Origin of the sequence: Algoriphagus machipongonensis, from assembly GCF_000166275.1 — a bacterium.
Taxonomy (GTDB): Bacteria; Bacteroidota; Bacteroidia; order Cytophagales; family Cyclobacteriaceae; genus Algoriphagus; species Algoriphagus machipongonensis.
This window is the reverse complement of sequence record NZ_CM001023.1, coordinates 2,595,168-2,609,630: the sequence shown is the minus strand read 5'-3', so window position 1 is coordinate 2,609,630 and position 14,463 is coordinate 2,595,168. Positions and strand designations below refer to the sequence as shown.

The following is a 14,463-nucleotide window of genomic DNA, read 5'->3' as shown; positions in this document are numbered from 1 at the left end:
TGTTTAAAATCTATACTCTACACCCAATGTGAAATTGAGGTCATTTCTAATATTGGTGGCAGAAAGCTCGTCTCGGCTATAACCCGTATAAGCATAAATCATAAATCTACTGGTCAATAGTTGTTGGTAGCCAATTCTAGCTCTATAAGAATTCAGCAACTGCGTTTGATCTCTATTTTCCTCATCAGGAGAAACTCCCGAGCTCAATTGCAGACTAAAGTAGTCTTCTGCTGTTTTGAAATAATACCTAGCCTGGAAATTTGCTGAAGTACTTACGGAGCCTTCATCTGGGATCACATTTGCTCGAAGATTTAGCCACCAGTTTCCTACATATTTACCAACCGAGGCCGTGAAAATATGTGTCACTTCTGAAAAGCCTAGATACCTATATCCCCCCTCAACTTCCCAAGCCTTGGGCAAGCTGTAATAAATAGATGTACCAAATCTTAATTTTGGAAAGAAGCTAGCTCCAGATCCCCCAATATTAACATAGGCATAAGCGTTCTCGCCTAAAGAAGGGTAAGCGTCAATTTCAAAGAGAGTTCCTTTTGAATCAAATCTGGAGGATTGCGTTACTCTTGCAATCAAAGACCCTGTGAGATTAGTCCTTGTTCGGCCATACAATGAAAAGGTATTCCAAGGTGCTATATCTCCAAAAAAGTAATCATTGTCATAGGTTAAACCCACCGCATTGGTTCGCCTAAACCGCTGTAGGGTATTGATATAACCTAAAATCCCATCTTGATCATAGCCTTCATCGTACAATTCTTCTGCTATTTCGTAAGCTTCATCATAGGAGTCCTGAAAGTAATAAAGCCTGGATTCCTTGTATCGTAAGGCATCTGGAAAATCCTCTCCAAAATTAGATTTAGCTCTAGAAACAATCTCATCTGCCTTTTCATATTGGTCCGCCCACATCAAATTATCCAGATACGCAGAATAACCATCTGCATAAGTTGGAGAGGCTACTATGGCTCTTTCCAAATAAATGGATGCAGAATCATTTTTACCTTCCCAAGCATAGCTTCTACCTACTAAAATCAGAATATCTGCATAGTCAGGATATTTCTCTAAGGCACGGAAAGCGACCTTTCTTCCTTCTTGGTATTTATCATCAAAAATTAAATTTCTGGCTTCCACCAGTAATTCATCTGGATCAAATGAATCCTGAGCCAACGATGGCGAGATGTAGACCAAGCCAAAAAGAATTAATAAACCTATCTTTTTCATAACTCAGGGTTTCATTTCTGGTTCTAATTTTTTCCTGTCCTCAGATTTTTTAAAGCCAACACGGATCATTTGACCCCATCCGCCAATACCTTTAATAAAATCTATATGACCTTTAATTCCCCAAAACACGACTTTGGGGTGAATGACAAATGGCTCGATCAATACAATGTAAATAAGCTTATGAAGGTCCTTTTTATCCTTATAATTATGGTAGGCTACTTGCTCATATAAAATGCTAAATGAAGACACCAATAGCGATAATAAATACAGCATGGTATATAAGGCGAAGAAATAGAAAGCACTAAAATCACCTAATACAATTAAAGTTAGCGTATATAGAATACCTAACAATTCAATCAATGGAGCCATCTTTTCGAAGACATTCCAGAATGGATAAGCCAACATTCCTAAAATTCCATACTTGGGATTGAACCTGATCGGTCTATGAAGTTGTAGCGTCTCTATGGTTCCACGAATCCAACGATTTCGCTGCCTTGCTAAAACGGATTCATCTTCAGGAACTTCAGTCCAGCATAAGGGGTCTGGAACAAATCCTACACGATAAGGGATTTTTTGTTCCTCCATATATCTTCGCATCCTTACCACCAGCTCCATGTCTTCACCTACGGTCTTTGGAAAATAACCTCCTACTTTCAACACCAGATCTTTGTTGAAAAAGCCAAAAGCTCCAGAAATCAACATCAACCCATTTACGCGTGTCCAGGCCATTCTTCCCATCAAAAAAGCCCTGAAATATTCAATTACCTGAAACCTACCTAAAAGGCTTGTAGGCAATCTATATTTGGTCACTGTTCCATCCTGAACATCACAGTTGTTGGCAATTCCGATAGCACCTCCTACTGCAATTACTTTCCTGTTGGTTTCCTCCATAAAAGGTCGAACCATTCTCGTGATGGAATCATGAGATAAAATACAATCCACATCAATACAGGCAATAATTTCTAATGAGGCTAGATTGATTCCAGAATTGAGAGCATCTGCTTTCCCCCCATTTTCCTTATCCACTACAACTAACTTACTGTAGGACCTGTTTTTAGATTTGTAAACACCTCTAACCTGCTTACAATCAATCTGATAATCGTAAGCGAATTCGGTTTTCTCCAGCTCAAATGCCTCTAATAGTTTTTGTAGAGTATCGTCCTTTGAACCATCATTAATAATGATCACTTCAAATTTCCCATAATGTAAAGACATAAGACTCTTTGCATTTTGGACAATACTTTGACCTTCATTATATGCTGGAGCAATGATAGACACTCCTGGTGCTATAGGAGAGGTAATTATATCTTGATAATCGGCAAATTGATTTTTTCTCAAGTGATCCCGTAGCTCCAAAGCACTAAGAATCATCGTCACGAAATAGATGATGATCACTGTAAAGCTGATGAGAAGGAAAAAGATGCCTAATGCCTCCATCAGAAAATAGAACAAGAAACTATACATTTTGCAATAGAGGGTCTAATAAATGTGTATGAATTCGCTTGTAATCTTCATCAGGAGATTGGCCTACCACTTGCTGGAAAAGCTCTGAATCTATCTTTTGTAGATTATCTAGATAAAGCATTTTCAGATGGAAACTAGACGTATCCTGAAGTAATTCTATCAAAATATGAGCAGAAGCCTGGTCTCCAATTATTCCGGCTGCATTAGCTGCAGCTTTCCTTAAATCAGGGTTTTCAGATCGAAGACATTGGTTGACAAAGGCCGACTCATTGTGAAAGCCTATTATTTGATAGGTCTTTAAAATTTCAATTTTTTCTACATCATCTACTTCAGGAGCTAATGAAGCCAATTTTTCCAGCAAATCAATCCTCCCTAAAAGTCTGATTAGCTTATAGGAAAATAGTCTGATAGATTGATTTTCACTCTCAAACAAAGTTTCAATCTTTAGCGATTTTTGGATGTGCAAATACTTGATGATTCTTAAATAATTCATCTGTTGCCATCTTGATAAAGGGTAAGTTTGGTTTTTCAGCGTAGTTAAATCTACTTTCTCTGATAAACTGAGCTGAGTTGCGATAGCCTGTGACCGGATATAAAAATTTGATGAGTTTGTGAGATTCTTTATCAAGGGTAATGCCTCAATTAAATCCATTTCATTTGTTTGGACAAGGCCCTTTGTAACCTCTGCCCACTGACGACTTTTAAGCTTATTAATGGATACGACATCCAAGCCAAACTTTTTATAAAGAGCTTTTAATTTTTCCTTAAACTCCCCTTTCATCTTTTTATTTAAAGAAATTATTTTAACAATCAGAGCTTGTTTGAAAAGCTTTCTTTTGAAGTCTTTTTCAGGAAAAATCTGGTAAATTTCTTCTGTACTCATCTGCTCTATTTCCTCAATAGATTTTTCAAAAAGTAATTCCGAAAGTGGTCCTATAATTTGATTTTCAAAAGCTGAAATTCTTGTTTCCCTATTGGATTGTTGGGTTTTGATAATGATCATAAATAGGATCATTACTGTAGCTAATACAAGGAAAATACCTATTAAACTAATTACTATAACTAGCTTATAATCAGTAAAAAACCTAAACTGATCAATAATTGGCTTGTAGGGTATTTCATTTGCCAACAAGACTAAACTATTCCCTATTTCAAGATCTTCTTCAGGAATGAAAATATCTTTATTCCTCCAAAGGTTATCGACATAATCCTGTGTTGCCTCTAAATTGGAGGGCTCCTCATAGATTAAAAAGTCAGGAGTTAATTGAGCAGAATCCCTTTCTAAATATTCCTCCCCTGCCTGATACCAATTCGAATAATTTTCAAAGGCAGCAGAAGTCCAATTTCCATTTCCATCCTCCGTAAAATTTAAGGTAGAATCCCCCAATATTTCTGATGTATCAGAATTAGGATTGAGTTTATATCTGAATTTTAAGGAAGGTATATTATCCTGCAGTTTCAGAAATTGAAAAAAACTTGTGGAGTCAGAATAAGGCAAACTGTCTTGACCGAAGCTATTTACTTCGAAGCCAATAATAAACCACACAAATAGAATTGATTTGGTAAAGGTTTTTGCCATGCAGTATTATTTCAGTACACGTTTTACTCTAATCGCCAACTCATTAGGATTAAATGGCTTTGGGATAAAATCTGCAACTCCCAAATTAAAAGCTTCCAATACTACTTTTTCCTCCTCACCAAGAGAACTAAGGACTATGATAGGGGTATCCGGCTTAGTCTTTTTGGCAAAGTGAATAATCTCGATTCCACTTTTAAAAGGCATCATCACATCTGTAATAATAAGATCAGGATCATAATTTCCAATAGCCTTCGCACCTTCATTTCCATCTTGGACAAGAAGGGTCTCATAACCGTCTTTTTTAAGACGGAATTGGACAAGACTGGAAATCAATAAATCATCCTCAATAATCAGGATTTTTTTCATATTCTAAGGGTGAACTCGTGCTTAAAGTTAATATACTAGTTATAAATACAACAAGGATTTACCAACCACATAATTTTTTTCATTGCACTTTGTATTTCCTACACTCAAAAAAGTCCTTCACCCCTCTTTACTAGCCATTGATCAAAAAAATACTTATAAAAAATAATTCTCAAAGGATTGTGATGAGCCATTTGTTAGCTTAGCTACAAGGAAAAACCATCAACTTTATGAAAAAAACACTACTAAAGGCATGTGTTCTTGGCTTAATGGTTACTGGATGGATTTCTACAGGTTCTTTGTTTGCACAAAGCGACCCCAGTGGAAAGAAACGAGTAACTAGTACTTATGCCATAATCAATGCTACTGTTATTACCGCACCCGGTAAAGCAGGAACCAAAGCTACCGTCTTAATCAAGGACGGAGTAATAGCAGGAGTAGGATCCAACTTAAGCTTACCTATGGAAGCACAAGTGGTTCCCGGAGACTCCTTGTTTATTTACCCAGGGTTTATTGCAGGGGCAAGTGAAGCTGGTATCACCAGGCCAGATGACCCTGAAAGACCCAAAGATTTTAATCCTACTGACCCTGCCGATGTTTTTGCAGGAGTTACACCTTGGAGATCGGCTTTAGATCAGTATTCAGCTGAATCCAGCCAAGTAGAAGATTTTAGAAAGGCAGGCTTTACAATTGCTCAAATTCTACCTGATGGTGGGATGTTAGCTGGTAAAGCCGCTATTGTTCTATTGGGTTCTGAATATTCTACCAATGTCCTAAAAACAAATTCTGCCTTAGCTGCAAATTTTAGTGGCGCAAGAGGTGTTTATCCAGGTACTGCTGTCGGTGTGATGGCTAAGTTTAGAGATGTGTATCAAAACACCAAGCTTACCAAACAACGAGCTGATCAATTCCAGACTGTATCAGGTTCAACACGCCCAGAGCAAACTTCTACTTACTCTGCTATGATGGATGTCATCAACAGTGAAGTACCAGTGATGTTTGAGGCATCTAATGACCTGGAAGTGAGAAGAGCAATTAGCCTTCAGAAAGAACTGGGTTTTAAATTGATTCTTACAGGTTTAGATGATTATTCTGCCGTGATAGATGTTTTGAAAGAAGCAAATGTCCCAGTATTGATCAGCCTTGAAGTTCCTGATGATAAAGCAATCAAAGCTCAAAAAGAGGATGCTAAGGAGTCTGTAAAAGAAGAATATGCTAGAGTAAAAGAAGCATACGAAGGTGCATTAAAGCAGGCTTCATTATTAGAAGAAGCAGGTATCGCATTTGGTTTCTCTGTGGTAAACACGAAAGCTGGAGATGTGAAAAAGACTTTGGCTTCCCTAATAGAAAATGGGCTATCTGAAGAAGCTGCATTGGCAGCATTGACCACTAATCCTGCTTCTATCTTAGGTATCAATAGAATTGCTGGAAGTATAGAGAAAGGTAAATTGGCAAATCTGGTTATCACTACTGATTCATTATTTAGCGAAGACAGTCAAGTGAAACATGTCGTTGTGGATGGCTATGTTTATGATTATGAAACTAAAGCAAAGAAGAAAAAGAATAGCAGTGATGGTGATAAGGTAGAAGTAGCCGGAAACTGGGACTATACATCTGAATCTCCTGCTGGAAAATCAGGAGGAGTTTTAGAAATCAGTCAAGATGGCTCCGATTTTACCGGATCAATCACCTATGATGACCCTTCAGGAAATGGAACTGCCAAGTCAGACATTAAAAATGTAACTGTTGATGGTTCAAACCTATCTTTTGATTTTGATGTGGCCGCTGGAGGCATGTCATTAACAGTAACTGTTTCTGGAGAAGTAGATGGAAGCAGTTTTGAAGGCAACATGAATGTAGGTCAATTTGGGACTTTCCCATTCAGCGCTACACTTAACCCAACCCTAATCGCAAACAAGTAAAGACATGAAAAAGCTCAAATATTTTCTAGCTGCTTTCTTGGGATTGAGTTTTAGCTTTGCTTCAGCTCAAACGCCAAAGGGTAGCGTTTTGATAAAAAATGCAACGGTTTTAACTGTTACCAACGGAACCTTAGAAAACTCTGATGTTTTGGTTGAAGATGGTATCATCAAAAAAATCGGTCAAGATATATCTGCTCCTTCTGGAGTGGAAACGGTGGATGCCACAGGCAAATTCTTAATGCCAGGTATTATTGATGCACACTCTCACGTAGCATTGGATGTAGTAAATGAAGCGACTGCTCCTATCGTAGCAGAAGTAAGAATGCGCGACATGGTAAATCCATATGAAATTGGTCTCTACCGAGCTTTGGCAGGTGGTGTAACTATTTCTCACGCGATGCACGGATCTGCCAATGTAGTAGGTGGTCAAAATGTAACGTTGAAGCACCGCTATGGATCATCTAATCCTGCTGATATCATCATGCAAGATGCTCCAAGAACTATCAAGTTTGCATTGGGTGAAAACCCAACACGTGTTCATGGTAGAGGAAAAGGCGTTCAGCCAAGAACTAGAATGGGTGTTGAAGCAATTCTAAGAAATGGCTTCAGTGAAGCACTTCAGTATAAGAAAGCTTGGGAAGATTATAATTCTGCCTCTTCTCAAAAAGGAAGTACTGCTGAGGCTCCTGAATATGACGAAAGACTACAGACTTTGGTGGATATTTTAGATGGAAAGATCATCATTCACTGTCACTCCTATCGTGCAGATGAGATTTATATGTTGATCAATGTAGCACGTGATTTCGGTATCAGTAAACTAGTATTCCAACATACCAATGAAGGATTCAAAGTGGCTCCGGAAATCGCTGAGTACACCATGGGAGCATCTGTATTTGCAGACTGGTGGGCTTATAAATTTGAGGTGTACTATTCTACTGCATACAACGCAGCTATTTTGACAAAAAATGGTGCAATCACTTCTATCAACTCTGATTCAGCTGAATTGATCCGTCACCTATACCATGAAGCTGCTAAAACGCAACGATATGGTGGAATGACTGATGAAGAAGCACTTTCTATGATTACTATGAATCCAGCCCGTCAATTGGGTATTTCAGATATCGTAGGTTCTATTGAAGAAGGTAAGCAGGCCGACTTGGTGATTTTTGAAGGTCATCCACTTTCTGTATATGCGATTCCTCAACAGACCTATGTTGATGGTGTAAAATACTTTGATATAGAAGAAGATAAGGATGATCAGCGATTGAAAGTAAGCCCTACAGATATGGTAGAGCCTATATTCTTATCTGAAGAAGATCATAGATGTTTGCAGGGTGTTGAGTTGAATTTCTCTGACATTTCTGAAACTTTATTCAATACCAATTATTAATTCCCCTAATCAAAAGAAGACATGAAAAGAATAACAAAAGCCTTTTTCGCCTTCCTGATGGCCTTTTTGCCCTTCATGGCAATGGCTCAAATTGACGGGGAATTTGTAAAACCTCGAACAGGAAAGTTTTTACTTCAAAATGCTACGGTGGTGACTATCACTAAAGGCACTTTGGAGAATGCATCCGTTTTATTGGAAAATGGAAAAATCATTCAGGTGGGAACCAATGTCAGCGCTGATGGTGCTGAGGTAATTGATTGCTCAGGACTATTTATTTACCCTGGGATGATTGATGGTGGTACCCGTCTAGGTTTGGTAGAAGTAAGCTCTGTTGCAGAGACGAATGATTATGCTGAAGTGGGCAATATCACTCCTAATATGCAGGCACTTACTGCAGTTAACCCCAACTCACAGGAAATTCCTGTAACTCGAGTTTCTGGTGTTACTACTGTAATGACGGTTCCTTCAGGAGGTTTATTCCCAGGAACAGCTGCTTTGATCAACCTTTTGGGTTATACTCCAGATCAAATGTACGGTGGTTTCAAAGCTGTAGTGATGAACTTTCCTTCTTCTGCCAGAAGAGGTAGATGGGATAGAAGATCAGATGATGACATCAAAAAGGATAATGAAAAGGCCTTGAAAGAGGCAAATGATGTTTGGGAAAAAGCGAAGACTTTCGCCAAGTTGAAAGAAAATGGTGCGGAGCTAGAGTACTATCCAGAAATCGAACAAATGGCCAAGGTGACTTCAGGTGAACTACCATTAATGATTGAAGTTAATGCTGCTGGAGATATCCAAAACGCCATTAAGTGGGTTGAGGGTAAAGAAGGTAAATTTATCTTCTCTGGTGTTGCTGAAGGATGGAGAGTAGCTGATGAAATCGCAGAAGCTGGTATTCCTGTGATTGCCGGTCCTGTTCAGGAACTACCTACTCGTGAGTCGGATCGATACGATGCGGCATATGCAAACCCTGGAAAACTGGCGAAAGCTGGTGTGAAAGTTGCCATCCGAACCAATGAAGAGGAGAATGTAAGAAACTTACCTTTCCACGCTGCATTTGCTGCTGCTTATGGCATGGGCAAAGAAGAAGCTTGGAAGGCAGTGACGATCAATCCCGCTGAAATCTTCGGTGTATCTGATATGTATGGATCAATTGAAGAAGGGAAAGTAGCCAACCTAATTGTGGCAACAGGTGATCCTTTCGAGACCAAGTCTGACATCATCCATGTTTTCATTAGCGGATATAGAATCCCAATGTCAAACAGACACATCAGATTATATCAGGAGTTTTTGGATAGATCTCCTGGTTTAGAAGAGCATAAATAAATAAGAATAAAACCAAATAAACCACAGGAAGCCTCACATTATCATGTTGGGGTTTCTTGTGGTTTTCTTTTGAAGTATATTTCAGCATGAAGAAGAGTTATATACTGATCATCCCCCTACTCTATCTAGGTTTCGCCTGCCAGGAAAAGCACAATGAAGAAGTAACCCAATTAATTGAAAACTATAGGGCTGAACTTGCTCCAGACCGTAGAGTGGCACGATGGGACCTTACATTTGAAAACGACTCCTTAAAAGGAGAAACTGATCAAATTGTTGGGCTTGCTAACTTTTTAGCTGAGCTCAATGAAAAGGGAGTTTCCTACACGAATGCTGTAGAACAAATGCCCGAGGCAGAGTTGGGAGATCAAACCCGAGCCTTAGTCACTATTTCCGTTGCCAATATCCGAAGTAATCCCAGACATTCTGCTGAGCTAGGTACCCAAGCCTTAATGGGAACACCCTTAAAAGTCCTGAAGGAAGATGATGGATGGTTTTTGGTACAAACACCAGATGGATACCTTTCTTGGGTGGATAGAGCTGGAATCCATCAAATGACAGAAGCTGAATTAGAGACTTGGTACACTCTTCCCAAAGTAGTTTTCACCTCTCTGACAGGCCATGTATGGAAAGATGAAAGCAAATCTGAAATGGTTTCAGATCTAGTTGCCGGAGATATATTGGTAGTGGGAGAAATCCATAAAGAAATGACTCATGTAACCCTTCCTGATGGTAGATCTGGGTGGGTAGACAATTCCAACTTAGATACTTGGGAGCACTGGAATGAAACCAGAAGCACCCAACCAGAAGCATTAATTTCCACTGCCAAGCAAATGATGGGTGTGCCCTACTTATGGGGTGGAACATCTATAAAAGGAGTAGATTGTAGTGGTTTTACCAAGACGATCTATTACCTCAATGGAAAAATAATCCCTAGAGATGCCTCCCAACAGGTAAATGAAGGAGAACTGATAGATGTAGACAAAAACTGGGATAAGCTTGAGGTGGGAGATCTTTTATTCTTCGGAGTGAAAGGCACAGAAGAGAAAAAAGAGCGCGTAGTCCATGTAGGTATGTGGATAGGAAATGGTGAATTTATCCATAGCCGAGGAAGAGTACGAATTTCAAGTTTTGACCCAAATAGCCCCAATTTCGATGAGTATGAACTCAATCGATACCTAAGAACCAAACGAATCATCAACAATCAATCAGATGGAGTAATTTCCGTCTCAGAACTTTTAAAAAATGATTAAACTAAATTTCAACCTTAAAAGATCCCTCGTCTTTGGGACCTTGGCTTTGGCGTTTACAGCCCAAGCTCAGGATGGCTTTTTCCAGAAAAATCAGGAGAAGCAAAAAGCTTTGGAAAGTGAATTTCTAGAGGCTGTAGATTTTAGTAGTTTCAAAGTACACCTGAAAGAAATCACTAAAAACCCTCACATTGCTGGGACTCCAGAAAACGAACTGGTACAGCAATACATGTCCAAAATCATGTCTGAGGCAGGAATGGATGTGAAGCTATATCCTTATGATGTATATCTTCCCAATCACCCGGGTGAATCGCATCTGGAAATTGTTTCTCCTGTAAAAATGACCTTATCACAGCAGGAAGCCATATTGGAGGAAGATCCCTTTTCTGCGGATGATAGATTGTATTTAGGATTCAATGCATTCTCAGGATCTGGTGATGTGACAGCAGAAGTTGTTTATGTTAACTATGGTACCCGAGAAGACTTTGCAAAACTCAAGGAAATGGGCGTTGATCTTACTGGAAAAGTGGCTATCGCTCGTTACGGAGGTAATTTCCGTGGTTATAAAGCAAAGTATGCTGAAGAAGCAGGAGCAATTGGATTGGTAGTTTATACCGATCCTAAAGACAATGGCTACACCAGAGGTGATGTTTATCCTGATGGACCTTATTACAATGAAACTACCATCCAAAGAGGGTCCATGTTGACCTTGGATTGGACAGGAGATCCCTTGACACCCAATGAGCCTGCATTGCCTTTAGACGGGCCTGTAAAGGTAGATAGACTAGATCCTAAAGATGTAGACTTTCATACCATCCCAGTAACTCCTATTGGATATGGTGCAGCAAAAGAGATTCTTTCTAGAATGAAAGGACAGGACGTTCCTGAAGAATGGCAAGGTGGATTGTCTTTCGACTATAAAATCGAAGGTGGAGAAGACCTTCAAGTAAGAGTAATGGTAGATCAGCCAGTTGATTTTATCCGTGCCAATAATGTGGTGGGTACTTTCAAAGGTTCCAAATACCCTGACGAATGGATCATTTTAGGTGCCCATTTTGATGCTTGGAGTTTTGGTGCTACTGACCCAAATTCTGGAACAGCCATGCTACTTACCCTATCTGAGGCTATTGGTAAATTGGTGAAGGAAGGAAAAGCCCCTGAGAGATCTATAATGATCGGTCATTGGGATGCCGAGGAACAAGGAGTAATTGGTTCTACTGAATGGGTAGAACATATGAGAGATGAGTTAAAAGCAAATGCTATTGCTTATATGAACTTTGACGGAGGGGTGAATGGTAGAAACTTTGGCGCTTCTGCAGCTCCAACTTTGAAAAAGATCATCATGGATGCTGCAAAAGATGTTGCTTTTCCAGATTCATCTAAAACCGTCTATGAGGTTTGGGCAGGTAAAAATGATGAACCAAGAATGGGTAATCTAGGCGGTGGATCAGATCATATTGCCTTTTACATGCATGTTGGTGTTCCTAGTTTAGGTGGCGGAACAGGTGGTTTGACCGCTTACCATTCTAACTATGACAACTTCCATTATTACAGCAAGTTTGTAGAACCAAGTTTTAAATTGGGAGGAACCGTAGCGCAAGTATTTGGCTTGGTAGCCTTGAGATTAGCCAATGGAGATGTGATCCCTTACGATGTTCCTCGATATGCGCAGGATCTGGAAGGTCACTTCGAAAATGCATTGAAAAAGGTTCAGACCATTGCACCAGATTTTGAGAAATTTGAAAAGTCTAGTAAAGCCTTGGAAATGTTAGAGGCCAGCTCCATGGAATATCAAAAAGCTTTGGATGCTGCCATGATTAGTGGTAATGTTTCAGATAAAGATTTGGAGAAAATCAATGAAGAATTGATTGGCTTGGAGAAAAGCTGGATAGATCCAAAAGGAATGTATTATGGAGAATGGTATAAGTCCCTATACGTTTGTAATGATCCTTTCTCTGGCTATGCTTCCTGGATTCTTCCCGGTATCCAATATGAGGTGGCAATCAATAGAACTGAGAAATTAGATGAATGGGATTCTCGCTATGCAAAAGCAATTACTTCCCTTTCAAAAAAAATTGATAAAATAACGAAGACTCTTTAAGGTCTAAATTTTAATGGAAAGCCCTGAATCATCGGTTGATTCAGGGCTTTTTTATTTTTAAAAATTGCTTCGCTGAAATACAGCTTCCTTCGGTCGCTGAGATATGCCTTCGGCGAGATAGAACCTATCTTGGCTTTACCAATATCTTATATATCTGCGGAGCTATCTTTCTTTATTCTTTTAGGTTTCGCGAGATACAGCTTCCTTCGGTCGCTGAAATATGCCTTCAGCGAGATAGACGTTATCTTTGTTAATAAACCCCCAATGCCGCTCCAGCGTCCAGATTCCCCCATCCATACTGAGAATTTTTGTTGGGGTATAAATCAGCAGTTGAAGTCAACCTATCCAAAATCTGGGCTCTACTCCATCCAGGATTTTGAGACCATAGTAATGCAGCAATTCCAGAGGCAGTGGCAGTGGCTACAGAAGAACCACCGACGGTGGAAGGGTCATTACCAGAAAATGCCAAACTCAATGGCTTATTCTCTGAACCAGCTCTTTCCATAATGACTGTAAAATCCACTTGGGAACCGGAATGACAAGTATTGCAACGCTGATATCCTGCTCCTTCTTTCACTCCAGTGATAGCCACTGTTTCATTCATATTAGCTGGAAAGATTACTCCATACCAATTGGTAAAAGAAGTGGATGTTCCAGCAGCCGCCATAATTAATTTTCCACGGTTGTAGGCATATCGAATGGCATCCGCAACTTTGGAATTAGAGAATACATCACCTACAGACATGCTAATTATTTTTACATCTGATCTCTTACCTAATAATACCAATGCCTCGGCCACCCCATCTTTTTCATTACCGGAATTCACAATGACATCACTGGTGCCACGAACAGATATAAGGTTGGCATCATAAGCAACGCCCAACATATTCCCAACACTGTTTCTTGGTGATGCAATTACTCCAGCCATAGCAGTTCCATGACCACATTGATCATTAGGGCCATCGTACTTCTTCCACCACCAAAAGCCGGTTTTATAAGTCCCGAATTTCTGAATCGTTCTATTGGCTGATTCCCCACTTTCAAAGCCTGAACCCAATAAGCTCTGATTCGGGCTTACCCCAGTATCAATTAAGCCAATGGTGATATTATCTCCTGTACTTTGGGTCCAGGCTTGAGAAATTCCCATTTGAGGATAATCCCAAGATGCTTTGGCGTTTGGTGAAACAATAGAATAGTCGGAACTAGGTAAATTGGGCTCTGGATCATTTGAACAGCCAGAATCTGAGAAATACCGTGCGTCCTGACCTTGATTCAAAAGTTGGTAGTCGAACTCATAACTCAATGGTTCGAAGTACCTAACCTCAGCCATTTCCCTCAAATTAACAAGCACTTCCAGGCTACTAACTTTGACCTCTAGATAAGGCAAATCCTCATGAATTTGTGAATCCATTATCACCTGTCTGGCATTTGGACTCTGGTTTAAATCCAAGGTCTCTTGAACCCGATCTAATACTTTTAAGGCACTCGCTTGCCAATTAGGATCTTGCACGGATTCAATACCAATTCTGGAATTGGGACTTTCTAGTTGGGCTGGGCTATAGCCTACTGTTAATACCGAATCACTTTGAACCAAAGCACTCCAAATCAATTGATCGGATTGGTCCATCCAAAGAAAATCACCCGTTTCCTGAAGGGATTTTAAGATGATTTGATCAATTTCCGAACTTGGAATTAGTTTTTGTTGCTCTTCCTCCAATTTTGACTGAGGATCCATTGGCGTTTCTTCCTGCTTACAGGAAAAAGTAATAAGGGCTAAAAAAAACAGCCCTAAGGATAATTTGTGTAGTTTGATCATTAGAAAAATATTTTTGTTTACTGAT

Annotated in this window: 10 protein-coding genes; 5 read left to right on the top strand and 5 right to left on the bottom strand. The window is 39.6% G+C overall.

What is annotated here, in order from left to right:
* Positions 1 to 3 precede the first annotated feature (3 nt).
* From ALPR1_RS10970 to ALPR1_RS10955, 4 genes are read right to left on the bottom strand one after another with little or no spacing between them, the layout of a single operon-like run.
* Positions 4 to 1,230: a YaiO family outer membrane beta-barrel protein gene (locus ALPR1_RS10970; RefSeq protein WP_008200699.1), complete on the bottom strand. Its 1,227-nt coding sequence runs from the start codon at positions 1,228 to 1,230 to the stop codon at positions 4 to 6.
* A gap of 3 nt (positions 1,231 to 1,233) precedes the next feature.
* Entirely contained in the window at positions 1,234 to 2,694 is a 1,461-nt protein-coding gene (locus ALPR1_RS10965) for a glycosyltransferase family 2 protein (RefSeq protein ID WP_008200697.1), read from the bottom strand.
* A complete protein-coding gene (locus ALPR1_RS10960; RefSeq protein ID WP_008200695.1) occupies positions 2,687 to 4,273 on the bottom strand; it encodes a ligand-binding sensor domain-containing protein in 1,587 nt (528 codons plus the stop codon). Before ALPR1_RS10960 ends, ALPR1_RS10965 begins: the two co-directional genes overlap by 8 nt.
* A 6-nt stretch (positions 4,274 to 4,279) precedes the next feature.
* Positions 4,280 to 4,639 (bottom strand): response regulator transcription factor, encoded by a 360-nt coding sequence (locus ALPR1_RS10955; protein WP_008200693.1) that lies wholly within the window; start codon positions 4,637 to 4,639, stop codon positions 4,280 to 4,282.
* A gap of 227 nt (positions 4,640 to 4,866) precedes the next feature.
* Here ALPR1_RS10955 and ALPR1_RS10950 point away from each other — a divergent pair, with 227 nt between their 5' ends.
* From ALPR1_RS10950 to ALPR1_RS10930, 5 genes are all read left to right on the top strand, one after another.
* On the top strand, positions 4,867 to 6,558 hold the full coding sequence (locus ALPR1_RS10950) for an amidohydrolase family protein (RefSeq protein WP_153231801.1): 1,692 nt from the start codon (positions 4,867 to 4,869) through the stop codon (positions 6,556 to 6,558).
* A gap of 4 nt (positions 6,559 to 6,562) precedes the next feature.
* Positions 6,563 to 7,948: an amidohydrolase family protein gene (locus tag ALPR1_RS10945; protein ID WP_008200691.1), complete on the top strand. Its 1,386-nt coding sequence runs from the start codon at positions 6,563 to 6,565 to the stop codon at positions 7,946 to 7,948.
* Between the two features lie 21 nt (positions 7,949 to 7,969).
* Positions 7,970 to 9,274 carry an amidohydrolase family protein gene (locus ALPR1_RS10940; RefSeq protein WP_008200690.1) on the top strand — a complete coding sequence of 435 codons (1,305 nt, stop codon included), beginning with the start codon at positions 7,970 to 7,972 and terminating at the stop codon, positions 9,272 to 9,274.
* Between the two features lie 86 nt (positions 9,275 to 9,360).
* A complete protein-coding gene (locus ALPR1_RS10935; protein WP_008200689.1) occupies positions 9,361 to 10,524 on the top strand; it encodes a C40 family peptidase in 1,164 nt (387 codons plus the stop codon).
* Complete coding sequence (locus ALPR1_RS10930; RefSeq protein WP_008200688.1) at positions 10,517 to 12,622, top strand: M28 family peptidase; 2,106 nt, start codon at positions 10,517 to 10,519, stop codon at positions 12,620 to 12,622. Before ALPR1_RS10935 ends, ALPR1_RS10930 begins: the two co-directional genes overlap by 8 nt.
* Positions 12,623 to 12,872: 250 nt before the next feature.
* On the opposite strand, the gene ALPR1_RS10925 is transcribed toward ALPR1_RS10930, so the two are convergent.
* Positions 12,873 to 14,438: a S8 family peptidase gene (locus ALPR1_RS10925; RefSeq protein ID WP_008200687.1), complete on the bottom strand. Its 1,566-nt coding sequence runs from the start codon at positions 14,436 to 14,438 to the stop codon at positions 12,873 to 12,875.
* Positions 14,439 to 14,463: the final 25 nt, after the last annotated feature.